At 38.8% G+C, this 17,088-nt stretch carries 13 protein-coding genes and 1 pseudogene; 7 read left to right on the top strand and 7 right to left on the bottom strand.

Annotated features, from left to right (window positions below; translation table 11 throughout):
- Positions 1–54: 54 nt before the first annotated feature.
- The 3 genes from IGK01_RS01995 to IGK01_RS02005 are packed head-to-tail and all read right to left on the bottom strand — an operon-like array spanning position 55 to position 4,010.
- Positions 55–1,065 carry an aldose epimerase family protein gene (locus IGK01_RS01995; protein ID WP_224434492.1) on the bottom strand — a complete coding sequence of 337 codons (1,011 nt, stop codon included), beginning with the start codon at positions 1,063–1,065 and terminating at the stop codon, positions 55–57.
- Entirely contained in the window at positions 1,058–1,723 is a 666-nt protein-coding gene (gene pgmB / locus IGK01_RS02000) for a beta-phosphoglucomutase (RefSeq protein WP_224434493.1), read from the bottom strand. The genes IGK01_RS01995 and pgmB overlap by 8 nt, the downstream gene beginning before the upstream one ends.
- Positions 1,716–4,010, bottom strand: coding sequence for a glycoside hydrolase family 65 protein (locus IGK01_RS02005; protein ID WP_438840467.1), 2,295 nt, complete (start codon positions 4,008–4,010; stop codon positions 1,716–1,718). The genes pgmB and IGK01_RS02005 overlap by 8 nt, the downstream gene beginning before the upstream one ends.
- A gap of 284 nt (positions 4,011–4,294) precedes the next feature.
- On the opposite strand from IGK01_RS02005, the gene IGK01_RS02010 reads away from it, so the two are divergent.
- Together IGK01_RS02010 and IGK01_RS02015 are read left to right on the top strand one after the other, a co-directional pair.
- Entirely contained in the window at positions 4,295–6,457 is a 2,163-nt protein-coding gene (locus tag IGK01_RS02010) for a PTS transporter subunit IIBC (protein ID WP_071866599.1), read from the top strand.
- Positions 6,458–6,585: 128 nt separating this feature from the next.
- Complete coding sequence (locus tag IGK01_RS02015; RefSeq protein WP_010736384.1) at positions 6,586–7,416, top strand: endonuclease/exonuclease/phosphatase family protein; 831 nt, start codon at positions 6,586–6,588, stop codon at positions 7,414–7,416.
- A gap of 293 nt (positions 7,417–7,709) precedes the next feature.
- On the opposite strand, the gene IGK01_RS02020 is transcribed toward IGK01_RS02015, so the two are convergent.
- A complete protein-coding gene (locus IGK01_RS02020) occupies positions 7,710–9,389 on the bottom strand; it encodes a hypothetical protein (RefSeq protein WP_023519064.1) in 1,680 nt (559 codons plus the stop codon).
- Between the two features lie 264 nt (positions 9,390–9,653).
- Positions 9,654–10,187 (bottom strand): phenolic acid decarboxylase, encoded by a 534-nt coding sequence (locus IGK01_RS02025; RefSeq protein ID WP_023519065.1) that lies wholly within the window; start codon positions 10,185–10,187, stop codon positions 9,654–9,656.
- Positions 10,188–10,290: 103 nt separating this feature from the next.
- Here IGK01_RS02025 and IGK01_RS02030 point away from each other — a divergent pair, with 103 nt between their 5' ends.
- Positions 10,291–10,839: a PadR family transcriptional regulator gene (locus IGK01_RS02030; RefSeq protein WP_010736381.1), complete on the top strand. Its 549-nt coding sequence runs from the start codon at positions 10,291–10,293 to the stop codon at positions 10,837–10,839.
- A gap of 188 nt (positions 10,840–11,027) precedes the next feature.
- Here IGK01_RS02030 and IGK01_RS02035 read toward each other — a convergent pair whose 3' ends face one another.
- Positions 11,028–11,495 (bottom strand): MerR family transcriptional regulator, encoded by a 468-nt coding sequence (locus tag IGK01_RS02035; protein WP_010736380.1) that lies wholly within the window; start codon positions 11,493–11,495, stop codon positions 11,028–11,030.
- Positions 11,496–11,629: 134 nt separating this feature from the next.
- Here IGK01_RS02035 and IGK01_RS02040 point away from each other — a divergent pair, with 134 nt between their 5' ends.
- The 4 genes and pseudogenes from IGK01_RS02040 (at position 11,630) to IGK01_RS02055 (ending at position 14,540) form a co-directional block, all read left to right on the top strand.
- On the top strand, positions 11,630–13,102 hold the full coding sequence (locus IGK01_RS02040) for an MDR family MFS transporter (RefSeq protein WP_438840468.1): 1,473 nt from the start codon (positions 11,630–11,632) through the stop codon (positions 13,100–13,102).
- Positions 13,099–13,806 carry a DUF4811 domain-containing protein gene (locus IGK01_RS02045; protein ID WP_438840469.1) on the top strand — a complete coding sequence of 236 codons (708 nt, stop codon included), beginning with the start codon at positions 13,099–13,101 and terminating at the stop codon, positions 13,804–13,806. The genes IGK01_RS02040 and IGK01_RS02045 overlap by 4 nt, the downstream gene beginning before the upstream one ends.
- Positions 13,807–13,992: 186 nt before the next feature.
- A pseudogene (mazE, locus tag IGK01_RS02050) lies at positions 13,993–14,185 on the top strand (type II toxin-antitoxin system PemI/MazE family antitoxin).
- On the top strand, positions 14,175–14,540 hold the full coding sequence (locus tag IGK01_RS02055) for a type II toxin-antitoxin system PemK/MazF family toxin (protein WP_010736376.1): 366 nt from the start codon (positions 14,175–14,177) through the stop codon (positions 14,538–14,540). The pseudogene mazE and the gene IGK01_RS02055 overlap by 11 nt, the downstream one beginning before the upstream one ends.
- A gap of 184 nt (positions 14,541–14,724) precedes the next feature.
- Here the strand turns inward: IGK01_RS02055 and IGK01_RS02060 are convergent, their stop codons facing one another.
- Positions 14,725–17,061, bottom strand: coding sequence for an ABC transporter ATP-binding protein/permease (locus IGK01_RS02060; RefSeq protein ID WP_438840470.1), 2,337 nt, complete (start codon positions 17,059–17,061; stop codon positions 14,725–14,727).
- Between the last annotated feature and the right edge of the window lie 27 nt (positions 17,062–17,088).

Raw genomic sequence — 17,088 nt, forward strand, 5'->3', positions numbered from 1 at the left:
ACCTTTCTTTTTCATCGTCCATCGTCTTGTTGAAACCAAGTTAAATAAAACTGGTTAAGTGAATGTACTAAATTCATAAGTTGTTTGGCTGACACGTTCTTGTCCAGGGCGTAGCGTAATCGAGCCAAACTCCGGGAAATGAACGATATCTGGTATTTCTTGTGGTTCGATCGCTAAGCCAAAATGAGAATGCATGTTTTGACCGTTGATCTGTAAATCTGCATCGAACCCAGTTGTAGAAAATAATACCATACTTTTGTTCGTAGTTGCTATATTCATTTGGCGACCGGAAGCTTCTTCTGATAAAGTTAAGCTATTTTTGGTGAGTTTAGGCGTATTTAATAAAAAAACGTCATCAAGACCTGAAGGATACTTGGATAAAATCTCTGTCAGTGTATTTGGTTCTTGAAAATTGATGGGTAAGTCCGCTTTGTCTAGTGTTTCCCCTGTAGGTAATTTGTCATGATTCAAAAGTAACAAGCTATCTAATTGAATCTGGAGTTGATGGGAATCAATATCACGTTTTCCATTTCCAGATAGATTGAAATAGGCATGGTTTGTCGGGTTGCAAATCGTTTCTACTACACTGTTAGCTTTAGTGATCATCACTAGTCTATTTCCTTCTAATTGATAGGTCACAGTCGCGGTGATTGGTCCAGGATAACCTGAAAATGTATCTTTTAAATAAAAGACGACACCCACTGCTTGAGGTGATTTGAATACTTCTACCTCCCAAAACTGAAAGGACCAGCCGTTTGTTCCGCCGTGGATATGATGGTTGCCATTATTTTTTTCTAGTTGGTGAGGGCCCCATTCACCATTTCTGATCCTACCTGCCACTGGACCAACCGTTGCACCGAAAAAACTATAATCAGATAAAACATCTTGAAGATTGTCGTAAGAGAGTAAGATATTTTCCATTTGTCCAAATCTATCTGCTGTGAATATTTGATGCAAGCGAGCGCCATAATTGAGAAGAACGACTTCTAGCTCGTCGTTCTTCAATGTGATTTTTTTTAGATTTGTTTGTTTGATGGGGAGGACAGAGATGCTTGGTTCAGACATCTTTGCGCCAAACGTGTTGTAGATAGTCGAGTGTTAACGAAGACGTATCAGCGACGATCGGAATGTCCTCCCCAAGATCTTCCTTGCGTCCAACTCCTACAGGATAAGCACCACTTGCGATGATCGCTTGGATGCCTGCTTTTGCATCTTCAATACCTAAACAATCAGTCGCCTCGAATCCGATTTCTTTGGCTGCTAATAAAAAGATATCAGGGGCGGGTTTGCCACTTGCTACTTTGCTAGGATCAGCAATCGCATCAAAGTAATCTGTTAGTTGCATTTTATCTAGTAATAATGGTCCGTTTTTACTAGCAGAAGCCAAGGCGATCTTGATGCCAGCTTTCTTTAATTCTGTTAATAAAGGAACAATACCCGGAAATACGTCTGTTGGCGTGATTTCTTGGATCATTTCTAGATAATACTCATTTTTACGTTTAGCTAAAGCAGCGAATTCTTCGTTTGAAAAGACATTTTCTTTCTTGCCATAAGCAAGAAGCAATGTTAATGAATCTTCTCGGTTGACTCCTTTTAATTGTTCGTTGAAATTTCGGTCGATTGAAATCCCGATTTCTTCACCAAGTTTTTTCCAGGCGCGATAATGGAATTCTGCTGTGTCGGTGATGACACCGTCTAAATCAAATAGGACACCTTTAAACATGTGCATCGTCCTTTCTTAATGGAATCGTCAATTGATCTGTTAGCTCTTGTGCTTGTCCATACACAGTCAATTCCAGTGCCTCACCATTCAGTAATGTAAAGGTGACTTGTTCATCAGAAACAGCGATGAAAATCAAGCGACCCCGGTAATTGATATGGAAAGAATAGGCATTCCATGTGTTTGGTAAAAATGGTGCAAAAGATAATTCGCCATGGGCGGTTTTCATTTGTGCAAAACCTTGAACGATCGCTAGCCAACTACCTGTCATTGACGTGATGTGCAAACCATCTTCCGTATCATTGTTATAGTTATCCAAATCTAAGCGAGCAGTACGTTGGTACATTTCGACCGCTTTTTCTTCCAAGCCAAGTTCAGCAGCTAAAATCGCGTGGATACTTGGAGAAAGAGAAGATTCGTGAACGGTCATCGGCTCATAGAAATCAAAGTTCCGCTGTTTTTCTTCTTTGGTAAATTCTTCATTGAAGAAATAGATGCCTTGTAACACATCCGCTTGTTTAATGAAGCAAGAACGCAAGATCTTATCCCAAGACCATTTTTGGTTCAATGGCAATTCGCTAAGTGGTAAATCCGAAACTGGCATCAAATCTTTGTCTAGGAATGTATCATGTTGGACAAAAATTCCTTGTTCCTCATCGATCGGGTAGTACATGTTTTCGACAATATCTGCCCATTTTGCTAATTCTTCTTCGCTGATTTCAATTGTTGTTTCTTCTTTGAACGCTAAATAATTTTCACGAGTATAACGAAGGACCCAAGCAGCAATCGTGTTCGTGTACCAATTGTTATTGATATTGTTTTCGTATTCATTTGGACCAGTCACGCCGTGGATCATATACTTGTTTTGACGTTTGGAGTAATGGACACGATCCGCCCAGAAACGAGCAATCTCAGCCAATACTTCAAGTCCTTCATTTTTCAGATAAGAGGTATCGCCGGTATAATTTGTATAATTGTAGATCGCGTAAGCAATCGCACCGTTACGATGGATCTCTTCAAAGGTGATTTCCCACTCATTGTGGCACTCGACACCTGTAAAGGTCACCATTGGATAAAGCGCGCCTTTCAATCCTTGTTGTTGGGCATTGTGGATGGCTTGTGGTAACTGATTGTGACGGTATTTCAATAAATTTTTTGTGACTTCTGGGTCAGCTAATGCTAGATATAATGGCACGGCGTAAGCTTCTGTGTCCCAGTATGTCGCACCACCGTATTTTTCGCCAGTGAAGCCTTTTGGTCCAATGTTCAACCGTTCGTCTTCTCCGTAATAAGTAGAGAACAATTGGAAAAGATTGAAACGGATGCCTTGTTGCGCTTCATCGTCGCCTTCGATCACTACGTCAGCCAATTCCCAACGTTTTGCCCAAGCAGTCGTTTGTTCTTTTTTGGCTTCATCATAATGAGTAGTTAACTGATCAAATTCATCCATAAGTGTTGCCACTTGTTGTGCTTCAGGGATATCACGACTTGTCAAAACCAAGACTTCTTTATCCACGACCACAGGATCATTTGGTGTTAGATCATACGAGAATACACCTTGTAACGCTAATGTTTGTTCTTCAAATATAGGTGTTGTTTCTTTGCCGTTGATAAAATGACGCATGCCTGCAGTGACGGTGAATTGCTCAATGTCAAATGCATTAGGAATGGTCTTCGTTGTCAAATAACCGATCGAGTCTTTTGTGCCACGGTCGGTCTGATTCCAGAAATGCTCATCGTAGTTACTATCTTCATTTTGGACATTTCCATCCAGTTTCGAAACAAATTTTACAGTGGCAGAGCCGGCTATCAATTCAACCTTTACACGAATATAAGCCGCTTCGCTTTTAACAATACTCAAGAAACGTTCAAATGAGAAACGGACTTTATTGGTAGCTGTCGTAATCGTAAACTGACGAGACAAGACCCCGTTTCTCATATCTAATTCCCAAGAGAAATTTTCTGGATCTAGTGAAGCTAAGTCAATCAATTGGTCGTTGATGTAAATATCCATTGCAATAAAGTTGACTGCATTGATGACTTTTCCAAAGTATTCAGGATAGCCGTTTTTCCACCAACCTACACGAGTTTTGTCAGGGTACCAGATACCGGCTAAATAAGTGCCTTGGTGATGATCGCCAGAGTACGTTTCTTCGAAGTTTCCACGCATTCCCATGTAGCCGTTCCCAATACTTGTCAATGACTCTTGTAAACGTAAGTTTTCTTTATCTAATGTTGTCGTGCTGATTTTCCAAGGGTCGATCTGGAATAAGCGTTTGATTTGTTTCATGATTCTCCTCCTAAATGTTTCATTTCTTAGGTTTATAATAAACGCAACCGGTTGCGTCAGTCAATAGTAAACTGATAAATACTCAATCTTTTTTATTGGCGAACACTTCGCAAGAGGATAGAAAGCATCATTGCCCTAATATTTCTTTATAGTTCTTATTATATTAGCTGTATCATACTTTTGGATAAAAAAATAAATAAAATAAAAATAAAGCATTTACAAAAAAAGGAATTACCTCTATAATACGGATTAACGAAACCGATTGCGTAAAGGAGAGATAGAAATTGAAGAAAATGTTTAGTTTTGATTTTTGGCAGAAATTTGGAAAGGCTTTAATGGTCGTTGTAGCAGTTATGCCAGCTGCTGGTTTAATGATCAGTATCGGGAAATCGATCCCATTGATCAACCCGAACATGGCAGCACTTGTCACTACGGGTGGCGTTCTTGAAAGTATTGGTTGGGCAATTATTGGGAACTTGCATTTATTATTTGCATTAGCGATAGGTGGTAGTTGGGCAAAAGAACGAGCAGGTGGTGCATTCGCTGCCGGAATCTCGTTTGTTTTGATCAATCGGATCACAGGAGCAATCTTCGGGGTCACAACAGAGATGTTAGCAAACGAAGACGCCTTCACACATACGTTGTTCGGTACACGAATCATGGTGAAAGGATTCTTTACGAGTGTCTTAGAAGCTCCTGCATTGAACATGGGGGTATTCGTAGGGATCATCGCTGGGTTCGTCGGTGCGATGGCTTATAACAAATACTATAACTACCGTAAATTACCAGATGCACTTTCTTTCTTTAATGGGAAACGATTTGTTCCTTTTGTAGTGATTCTTTGGTCAACGATCGTAGCTCTTATTTTGGCAGCAGTTTGGCCAGCTATTCAAGCAGGAATCAACAACTTTGGTTTATGGATTGCACAATCGCAAGATAGCGCACCAATTTTAGCACCATTTTTATATGGAACATTAGAACGGTTATTACTACCTTTTGGTTTACACCACATGTTGACGATTCCAATCAACTATACGCAATTAGGTGGAACATATGAGATTTTATCTGGCGCACAAGCCGGTACACAAGTATTTGGTCAAGATCCACTATGGTTAGCTTGGGCAACTGACTTAGTGAACCTGCGAGGTGCAGGAGACATGGCACAGTATGAATTCGTCTTGAACAATTGGACACCGGCACGTTTCAAAGTCGGTCAAATGATTGGTTCTTCTGGTATTTTGATGGGGATGGCGCTTGCGATGTATCGCAATGTCGATCCAGACAAAAAAGCAAAATACAAATCCATGTATTTCTCAGCTGCTTTAGCTGTCTTTTTAACAGGGGTAACAGAACCACTAGAATTTATGTTTATGTTTGCGGCAGTTCCACTGTATGCAATCTATGCAGTGATCCAAGGAGCAGCTTTTGCGATGGCGGATATCTTACCGTTGCGTGTCCACTCCTTCGGGAATATCGAATTATTGACGCGAACACCATTAGGGATCAAAGCAGGACTTGGCGGCGATTTGATCAACTTCGTCATCTGTGTCATTCTCTTTGGCGTAGTCACTTATTTCTTAGCAAACTTCTTGATCAAGAAATTCAACTTTGCGACACCAGGACGTAACGGGAACTATGATAGTGACAGTGAAGAAACAACCACTGGCACGACAACAGGAGCGGCGGATCAACAAATTATCCAAATCATCCATTTATTAGGTGGAAAAGAAAATATCAAAGACGTGGATGCTTGTATGACGCGTTTACGTGTAACAGTGGCAGATCGAGGTAGAGTTGGTTCAGAAGACGCGTGGAAACGTGCTGGCGCAATGGGCTTGATCGTCAAAGACAATGGTGTCCAAGCAGTTTATGGGCCAAAAGCAGATGTGTTAAAATCAGATATTGAAGATTTGTTGCAATCAGGCGCAGATATTCCTGAACCACAAATCAAAGAAGTCGTGATGGAAAAAGAAACAGCGACAGCAGCATTAGGGATCGAAAAAGAATTGTACGCAGTAGCCAAAGGAGAAGTGATTGCTTTAGCAGCGGTCAATGATCCAGTATTCTCACAAAAAATGATGGGTGACGGTTTTGCAGTCATTCCTGAAACAGATACGATCACTGCTCCAGTAGCGGGTAAAATCGTTAGCGTATTCCCAACGAAACACGCCATCGGGATGGAAACAGCTGAAGGCGCAGAAGTACTGATCCACATGGGAATCGATACTGTCCAAATGGCGCAACCCGCATTTGAAGTATCTGTGAAAGAAGGACAAGAAGTCACACCAGGCATGCCGATTGCACGCATGGATCTTGCAAAAGTCAAAGAACAAGGAAAAGATACAACGATCATGGTTGTTTTCACGGATGATAAAGTGAAAGAAATTGCGATCACTACACTTGGTTCTGTTGAAATGGGTACAGAAATCGGAAAAATCAAGCTATAATAAATAAAAGAAGTGATCAGAGATTGTGACGAAAAAGCGAGACGATTGAGGAGAGATTTCTTCAATAATCAGCGCTGACGTAACAGTCTCTGATTTTTATGTAAAAATAGAAAAGAGGTTCCAAAAAAATGAAAATAATGACGTTGAATACACATAGTTGGTTGGAAGAAGAACCAGTAACTAAACTACAAGACCTTGCAGACAAGATTTTAACTGAGCGCTATGATGTCATTGCTTTGCAAGAGGTCAATCAACTGATTGAAACAAAGATCGTAAATGAACAAGAGCTAGTCGGTTTTTGTCCAGTAACGAATCAGACCCCAATCCACAAAGATAATTTCGCTTATTGCTTGATCCGACGACTGGCAGAAGCAGGAGAATCCTATTTTTGGAGTTGGGAAATGAGTCATATTGGTTATGACAAGTATGAAGAAGGAAACGCTATTTTATCAAAGGCTCCTTTGGATAGTCGGGCATACATAGTGTCTGAAACAAAAGAAAAAGAAAACTACCGTACCCGCATGGTCCTTGTTGCCAAAACAGTTATTGACAATCAACCAATCGTTGTCGCAAGCTGTCATTTCTCTTGGTGGTCAGATATAGAAACGGGCTTTGCCTACGAGTGGCAATTCTTACAGAAAGAACTCCTAACTTATCAAATACCTTGCTTGTTGATGGGTGATTTTAATAATCCAGTAGGTGAGGAAGGGTATCGCTTAGTTAATGAAGATAACCAATTGAACATCAAAGATTCATATGTTTTAGCCGAACAAAAATCTGAAGAAGCCACGATCGAGAAAAAAATCGATGGCTGGGAAAACAATACAGAAGCACTGCGAATCGACTATATTTTCGTTCCGACTGAGAGTAAAGTCAGTACGTATACGCGCGTCTTTGATGGGACGAATGGCCCGGTCGTTAGTGATCATTTTGGAGTGTCTGTAGAAATGGATCTATAAGATAGGTGCTTTTTGCCGTAGTTGGATTCACTCAAATAAGTTTGATGAGGAGAAAGATTGGATTGATCAAGATAAAGCGAACGAATAAGAGCTGACAAGTCATAGGATTTTTCATACCCACTTACTTACGTTTCATATAACGATTAACCAAGAGAATGTCTGCTGAGAAAGGATAAATTATCTACTCTCAAATTTTTAAGAATAAGCGAGGCTATGACAGTCAATCTGTCATAGCCTCGCTTATTCTTATACATATATGATAGATGTTACGTATAATCTAAAAAAATGATAGCCTAGCTGATTTTCACATTTTTTTCTTTTCTAAAATTAAACTTTTGTGAAAGATAGATGCCTAAAAAGGATAGCCAACCGGCAATAGTCGCAGCAACAACGAAGTAGAAATAGACGGGAAGGTCGTAATAGAGAATGATCTCGTTGATGCCATTATGCTGTTTGACGATCGGTGTACCGATATCGGTCAATTCAAAATCCGTCAATTTCTGTCCATTTTGCATCAAGACGGTTCGATCATACACGATAACTGGCACATGAACAGTCGGTTCACCGGTATTTTTCCATTTGATACTCAACCGACCATCAGGATGTGATTTGATGAATGTTGTTTCATTTTCCAGGATTTCTTCATTGTATCGATCGTATTTATTTGCCTTTGTTTGTTTATAGATCGGCAAATAATCTGGCGTAGTTTTCTGGAAAACAAATAAACTTTTGGACATATCACGACTGTAGAAAGTTTTTCTTGCTTCATCAGGTGTATCGAACAAATACGTATGACGACTGACGAAGGTTTCATCTTCCCATTTATTGAGGTGACGGTATAAGTTTTGGATGGTCTGAACAGAACTGATCAGGATCAGTAAGGTCGCAGCTATCCGTAACCAGGTTTTGTTTTCCCAACGATTGGCGACGATTGCAAAGTAAAGTAAGAAAAGCAAGGTAAATGGGACAAAGAAACGAAATGGAAACTGAATCAAGCTAATAAATGGCACTTCGTTTTCAACTAATGTATTCCAAGGGATCAGGCTGGTTGAAAGTAAGAAGAACACAACACTTGTGCGTAACAAAAGTTTTGGAAACAGTTCTTCTCTTTTTCGGAACAATAAGAAACATAAAAATCCAGCAAATAAAACGACAGGTAGGATTTTCGGATAATTCAACCAGTAACTTCCCTCAAGATTGATTGATTTCTCTGTCATGCGTCGATTGACGAAAGGTGGAAGAATCTCATTCCCACTGTAAACCATCGCCATACCTACCCAGATGTTTGCCGTTAGGATAAAGTAAAGCAAAATTGATTTCCCTAATTGTAAAAGAGCTTTTCCCTTGTTGGTTTGTGTGAAGAAATAATACCCATAAAAAGGAATATACATCAATACTAGCATCACAGAAGATAGCAGATGGATCTGCGTCATCAATGCAATCGCTGCAGTTACTTTAAGTACAGGGAATTTTTTATGCACGATGAAATCAACGAGCGGGATCATACATAAAGGATAAAATACTGTTCCCCAGCTCGTAAAACCTTGATTAACAGCCCAATATTGGATCGAATAGGTCGTCATGAACAGGACTGAAACCGGTACACTTACCCATTCACGTACTTTTACATAACGCAACAAAGTCAACATGGACCAACCTGCGATAAGGAAGAGGATAAAATTCGATAAAATCTGGTAATGATACCAACTTCTAGCAACGAGTACGATCAACCCTTGAAAGTATGAGAATAAGGGACCGTAGATTGCATTGACGATCCGACCGCTTTGTTGAAAGCCATACATCGATGGGAAGTAGTGTAAGTCTCCGTGAATAATTTGTTGGGCTGCATCATAAAAACGATTGTAATGAAATGGCGCATCAGCCCCGATGATCAATTTGTGTGATAATATATTTGGCAATACGAAAATAATTGCGAAAATAAAAATCAAAAAATATGGTCTATATTTTTTCAACTGTTTGGCTCCTTTTCATATAATAACTAAACTTATCATAAAGGTTAATGAAAAGAGAGGCAAGGAATTAGAAAAAAATTGAAAATAACATGAAATTATTTATGTAAATCATAAAGAAATCAATTGGAAAAGTTAAATGACCACATTTATTTACAATAAAATAAAGGGTAGAAACAAAAGCCTCCGTTTATAATGATCAAAAAGCCACTGGTCTTCATCAATTGAAGGAGTGGCTTTTGATTTTATACGAGTGAGGTAGAGTGATTATTTATTGATACGACGGTAGTTTTCATCGAAGTAACGACCTTCACGAATGTCTTTTGGCATTCCTTCATAAGGTTCTTCGCTAATTACATCTTCATTATCAACACCCGCATCACCCATATAAGTAATTGTCGCAAATTCTGGAACGACTAGTTTTGGATATGTTTCATATTTTTCACGAGCAGCTTCCATTTCCGCAATATGTTCGTTTTGGAAAGTGACAGTGATCTCTGGATGTTCTTCGACCCATTTAGGGAAGAAAATCGTGCCATGGAGTTTTTTCTCATTTGGCATAAAGTCTAAAGCAACGTCTGTACCAGTTGGTTCAGTCCAAGTGATTTTAAAAACACCATCTGTTAATTTTACAATATCTGCTTCTTGATCTTTGACCCAACGCCCTTTGACCATTCCGCCATGAATACGATAGTCAACGGTGTGGTCATTTTTTGCATACCATTCATATTCCCAACCATTATCATACGTATAGATAAAGTGAGTTCCAATAAAATCTTCTAAGTTTTTGAATTGTTTCATGTAAAACATCTCCCTTTAAATTAAAACATGTAATAATTTACATGTTTTTGATTACGTGATTATGATAGAATGATTTTGAGAGAATGTCAAGGAGGAAATTTTGATGGCTAGAAAAAATACATTACGCTATATATTACTGGGATTACTGAGCAAAAAAAATCAAACGGGGTATGAATTGAATCAAGCATTCAAAAATGAAATCGGTGAATTCTGGCAGGCAAAGCATAGTCAGATCTATCCTGAACTGGCCAAAATGGAAGAACTAGGAATCATCAAACATGAAGTAGGAATCACTGGAGTCAAGCTAGAAAAGAAAATTTATCAGCTGACTGAAGAAGGGCGTGTTTTGTTAAACGAATGGATCCATACCTCGCCAAATGAACTTCCAGTCAATCGAGACGAATTTGTCTTGAAACTTTATTTTGTGAAAGATATCAATGATCCAACATGGATTGAGATTCTTGAACAGCAAAAGGAGCTTCATGAAGAAAAAAGACAGCATTTATTCGCCCGACAACAAGTGATTTTCCCGACAGAAAAAGACCAACATGAAAATTATGGCCATTATCTGATCTTGTCTCACGCAATCAATCGAGAAACCGAATATATCAATTGGTTGACACAAGTATTGGAACAAGAAATAAGAAAATAAATGGAAAGTTTATGACAAACAACTTAAAAAGGCGACAACCACAAAAATTTGAAAAACAATTTTCGTGGATGGCGCCTTATTTCTCGAGGCTGAACACTTCTGTCTAGACCTCGTGGTGGCTTTTTTATTTAACTGTAGCAAGTCGGCTACAAGTTCTAATGGAGTAAAAAAAAAACTGCGATCTTTTCTTATTTTTCCAGTACTTTTTTAGGATCGATCGTTTCATCTGCTGGAAGGATCTTATAAGATAGTTCATCCGTTTCTTCGTCATGAATAATACATAGCTGTTCCAGATCATTGAAGTCGCCAATTAAAAGGAGTGTATAACGTTCATCAATCAATTGGATGTCTTTGATGGACTTTGAGAAAACTTTTCGGACATGGTGCATTTTGTTTAAACGTTCCTGAGCTTTTTCAGCGGCTTTGGTCAACGTGTACCCTTCATCTAAAAATTTCTTGATGATCTCAACTTTGACCACTGTCGGTAATCGGTATTTTCTTGAACAATTCGCGTCAGCAGTAACGGATTGGATAAAGCCTTTTTGTTCCCAGTATCTCAATTGTCGTGGTGAAACTCCGACGATCTCACTCAATTCACTAATGCCTACTAATAAATGGTCATTTTCCAATAATTGTTTAAGTGAAGCTCCCACCATTCGTCACACTCCTTTGTTGGTCGTTCCCTTAATTATACTTTTGTTGACTATCATGTCAAGTAGGTTGACAAAAGTTAAAAATAGGAATAAAGTATCTTAGTGGTTTCAGAAAACATTCAGAAAGAAGGAGAAATATGAGTAAGAATCAACCCGTAGATATTTACGGAAAACCATATAATCGTACACTATTAGTTGTCGTGTTATTGATTGGGACATTTTGTACGGTCTTGAATCAGACCTTATTGACAACTGCTTTTCCAGCATTGATGAAAGCTTTTGATATTTCAGCTTCTGATGTGCAATGGTTGACAACAGGCTTTTTACTAGTGAACGGGATCATGATTCCGATTACTGCTTGGTTGATCAATAAATTTAGTTCTAGAAAATTATATCTGTCAGCTATGACGATTTTTTTGATTGGAACGATTACCTGTTTTACTGCTCCTAACTTTAGTACGCTACTGATTGGACGTTTGATCCAAGCGTGTGGTGTAGGGGTATCTATGCCATTATTGCAAAATATCATGCTATCGATCTTCCCACCAGAAAAAAGAGGTTCTGCTATGGGAATGTCTGGGATCGTTATCGGATTAGCCCCAGCATTAGGCCCAACACTATCTGGTTATATCATTGATAACTATCATTGGCGCGATTTATTTGGAATGGTTATTCCCATCGTCGTTCTTGTTTTAGTACTTGCGTTCTTTTTGATGAAGAGTGTGATTCCTTTATCCAATCCAAGTATCGATATTTTCTCTGCCATTCTTTCAACAATTGGATTTGGTAGTTTGCTATACGGATTTTCAAGCGTAGGAGACGCCGGTTGGGGAAGTACGAAAGTAATCAGCTTCTTGATCGTTGGTGTGATTTTCATCGCCGCATTTGCTTGGCGTCAATTACATTTAGAACATCCATTCTTAGAGTTGCGCGTTTTTAAATCACCAACCTTTACGATTGCAGCGATTTTAGCTGGCGTAACGAATATGGCGATGGTCGGTGCGGAAATGGTTGTGCCATTGTATATTCAAAATATTCGTGGAGAATCGGCATTCCACTCTGGCTTGATGTTGCTTCCTGGTGCATTGATCATGGGTGCCATGATGCCGATCACTGGTGCGATTTTTGATAAACACGGGGCAAAACGTCTTGCGATTGTTGGGATGTTCATCCTAACAGCAGCTACAGCACCTTTTGCCTTCTTGACTGAAACGACACCTGTTTTGTATATCGTCATTCTTTATGCGATCCGAATGTTTGGGATCTCGATGGTCATGATGCCGGTGACAACATCAGGAATGAATGCTTTACCTAACAACTTGATCAGCCACGGAACAGCAGTGAACAATACCTTCCGCCAAATTGCAAGTTCAATCGGAACTGCGATTTTGATCAGTGTGTTGACAAATGTTACGAAAGACAATCTACCAACGGATGCTGTGTTGAAAAGTACACCTTTAGCCTATAAAGATCAAGCAATCAACGCGACTTTATCTGGTTACCATGCAGCCTTCTTTGTCGCAATCATATTCGGCTTGATCGGCTTTGCGATTGCTTTCTTCTTAAAAAGAAAAGAACCAGTAGTGATGGAAGTGGGGGATAACGCATGATTATTTTCGTATTGATTGCCAGTGTCATTGCCTTTGCTTTGACGAATGTGTTTGCCAAAAAAATGTGGCAAACATTTCTTTCACTCGTCTTTGGCTTACTGTTTGTTCTCTCGTTAGGACTGATCGTAGGAAATATCACGAATCATTTTGGGATGGAAGAAGTGACAGAAACAAAAACGACTCCGCTCGTTTCCAGTGCGGATCAGTCAGATGTAAATATGTTGCTTTATCAGTCACTAGGAGATGGGACAGAAAAAGTCTACTTATATCGAACAGATGACAAGCAAAAAGAACCAAAAGCTACTGGCACAAAAAATGAAACAAATAAGGTTCAACAAACGGATGGCAAAGCAGAAAAAGTCAGTGAAACAACTTATTGGGTTTATAAAAATGACCAATACAAATTCTGGTTCAACTTAGCGGATAATAACCATGAATATGAACGCCGGGTCAATACGTTCAAACTTCCGAATGATTGGATCGAATTAAGTACTGACCAAGCTTCTGAGTTGGCAAAACGTGTCGAAGAACAAAAAAGCACGATGGAAGCCGATGCACAAAAATTTGTCAAAGAAGGCTTGATGAAAGCCATTGCCCAAAATCCAGCGATGTCTCAAGAAGAACAACAACAAGTATCAAAAGACTTAGCGACAGCTTATCAAAAACAAGCATTGGCAAAATTAATCGCAGAAGTGAAGAAGTAAATAGTTTAATAATATGATAAAAATAGTGGATGAAGTATTCGACAACATACTTTATCCACTATTTTTTTATGTAAGTAGGAATGAAGAAAAATTAGATTTTTACGTATTTAGAGAGTAGAGGATAGAAAGTTCGTAAAAGAAAGGAGGAATGACTTATGATTTCAACAAAAACAAGGGAATTCCCTTGTGATTACACTTCCTGCAAAGTTAGGCATTAAAGAAGGTGAAGAATTTAATATTATAAAAAAAGAAAATGGCACGGTTGCTTTAATTCCAAAAGTTGAAGATTTTTTTTGAATCTGCTAAAGAAGGCGAATTTTATTTACCAGAATTAGGGGTTGATTATATGCCACATGGAGGAGAACTAGATGAGCTATAAGCCACGTCAACGAGATATCGTTCTTTTTTACTTTGAACCGTCAAAAGGTTATGAAGTTAAGAAGAGACGACCGGCTTTAATTATGAGTAAGGATGCGTACAATTTAGCAACGAATTTAATTATCGTATGCCCAATTACTACAAGTGATAAAAATAGACCATTTCTTGTGCCTATTCAAAGCGATAAGTTCAAGCTAGATGAAGTAAAGAGAAGCAAAGTAAATACGCTTCAAGTATTCTCTCTTGACTATACCGAAAAAGCTAAAAGAAATGTTAAATACATTGATACATTAGAGGAAGAAGCTTTTTTTGATATTGCACAAAGATTTCTTAAAAATTTTTCTTTCCCTATTTAGAGATCGGGTGGTTGAGAATCAATTTATCTTAGGAAGAATCAACTTATTTCATTTGATATGTAGATATATAGGCCATTTTTAGAAACCGCGAGCTACATAGTACGAACAAAAGAATAAAGCAAAAACACAGTTGGTTTTGACAAGTGATATCAAAACCAACTGTGTTTTTTTCTATTATATTTTACTATTCTGCTCTTAAAGCAATCGCTGCATCTTTCTTCGCTGCCATACGAGCTGGGATGTGTCCGCCTAACATCGTTAAGATCGTTGATACAACAATCAAAATCAAGGCGTGTACAGGATTTAGTTGAGCAACATTTTCTAAATCAGTCATATTGTACAAGAGACTATTGATTGGGAAAGTCGCTAGCCAAGCAATCAAGACCCCTAGTAAACCAGAAGAAATCCCTAAGATACAAGTCTCTGCATCGAATACCCGCGTGATATCTTTCTTACGCGCACCTAATGCTTTCAAGACACCGATTTCCTTCGTCCGTTCGATCACAGAAGTATAAGTGATGATGCTGATCATGATCATACTTGTTACAAGTGAAATACCAGCAAAAGCAATCAGGACATACGTGATGGCATCCATCAATCCACCAGTCAATTCGGTCATTGTTCCAGCTAAATCAGAATAGATGATTTTATCTTCATCTGATTTTCCTTTGTTGAATTCATCTAAATAGTTTAGAATCTCTTCTTTATCGCCAAAATTATTTGGATAGATCATGATGCTTGAAGGTAAGCTGTCTCCACCTAAATAGCTGATCAGCGTTTGTTTTGCTGAGTCATCTACTTTTTCGGTCGTCAATACGTTCATATCGCTGTCTTTTTGCGCTTGAACGATTTCAGAATTTTTGTTTTCACTGACGATTTCTGTTGTCAATTGGTCGCTGTAAGCAATACCCGGAGATAACAGATTCATCGTAGAAGAAGATTTGACCCGTAGAATACCAGAAATCTTAACCTCTCTGGAGGCATCTTCGTACATCGCTTGGTAATCTGTATTAGGAATGAAGTTTCCTGTCGGTAATTTTGTATAGTACGTATCATTGTTCACTAATTTGAAAGTTGTTCCGACGATCTTGTCAAAATCAAGCGTTTCGCCGTCTTTCACATCAAAGCCTAAATTTTTCAACGCATTGATGTTGGTATTGTTATTACCATCCACGATCAATACGACATCATTTGCAGAGGTCGGATAACTACCAGAAAGTAATGAGTAATTTGATTCTAAGAAATTGTCTTTTTGGTCGTCTAGTTGTGTTGGGAAACTAGAAACACCTACGCCAGTCATGGAAGACATCGCACTTGAGAAGGACAGTGATTCAGTATCTGGGTTTTGATTCGAAAAGCTAACAGGCTGTACTTTGCCGTCAACATCTCTTAATAAATTGATACCAGTCGTGCGGGTAAAACCAATATTATTACTTAAATCAGGATCGATACTCGTTACATAATCAACATATTCTTGGTCAATATTATTCGTATGTTGTGCACGGTCTTCATCGCTGATTTTTGCGGTAACAGTTTTTGTATCTGGATATTCGGCTGTGTTGGAACTCAAGCCATCCGATTCAGAAGGAGGACTAGTGGTGACTTTGGAAATCGTAATTGGAAAACGAGCCATCGTTTCTGACTGTGTTTGATCAATTTGTTTTTGGAATCCTGTAGATAGGGCTAATACGATCGCAATCCCAATAATCCCGATACTTGAAGCAAAGGAAGTCAAAAATGTCCGGCCTTTTTTTGTGCGAATATTATTGAAAGATAATTTTAATGCGGTCCAAAAGCTCATCTTTGTCCGACGTAGATTAAATTGATCATCTTTTGGACGTTCGATATGTGGATTAGAATCAGAAACGATTTTTCCATCTGAGAACTCAATGATCCGATCGGCATATTCATGTGCCAACTCAGGGTTATGTGTGACCATGATCACTAGTTTCTCATTGGATAGTTCTTCAATCAACTTCATGATTTGGACACTTGTTTCTGTGTCTAAAGCACCGGTTGGCTCATCACATAAAAGGATGTCAGGGTCATTGGCTAAAGCACGTGCAATTGCGACACGTTGCATTTGTCCACCAGATAATTGATTGGGTTTTTTGTGCATGTGGTCGGTCAATCCAACACGACGCAATGATTCCTCCGCTTTTTTCCGTTTTTCATCTTTAGAGACACCACTTAATGTCATGCCAAGTTCAACATTTTCAATGATTCCTAAATGCCCGATCAAGTTATAACTTTGGAAAACAAAACCGATGGAATTATTACGATAAGCATCCCAATCGCTGTCTTTAAAATCTTTTGTGGACTTCCCGTTGATGACCATATCGCCAGAGTCATAATTATCCAAGCCGCCGATCACGTTCAACATGGTTGTTTTACCAGATCCACTTGGGCCTAAAATGGCTACAAATTCTTTTTTTCTAAAAGCGACGGATACGCCGTCTAATGCTTTTGTCGTTGTTTCACCAACTTTATAATATTTCTTTATCTCTTTTAATTGTAACATTGTCACCCTTCTTTCCGTTTGAAATAT

Origin of the sequence: Enterococcus sp. AZ080 (genome assembly GCF_051714945.1) — a bacterium.
Lineage (GTDB): Bacteria > Bacillota > Bacilli > Lactobacillales > Enterococcaceae > Enterococcus_B > Enterococcus_B pernyi.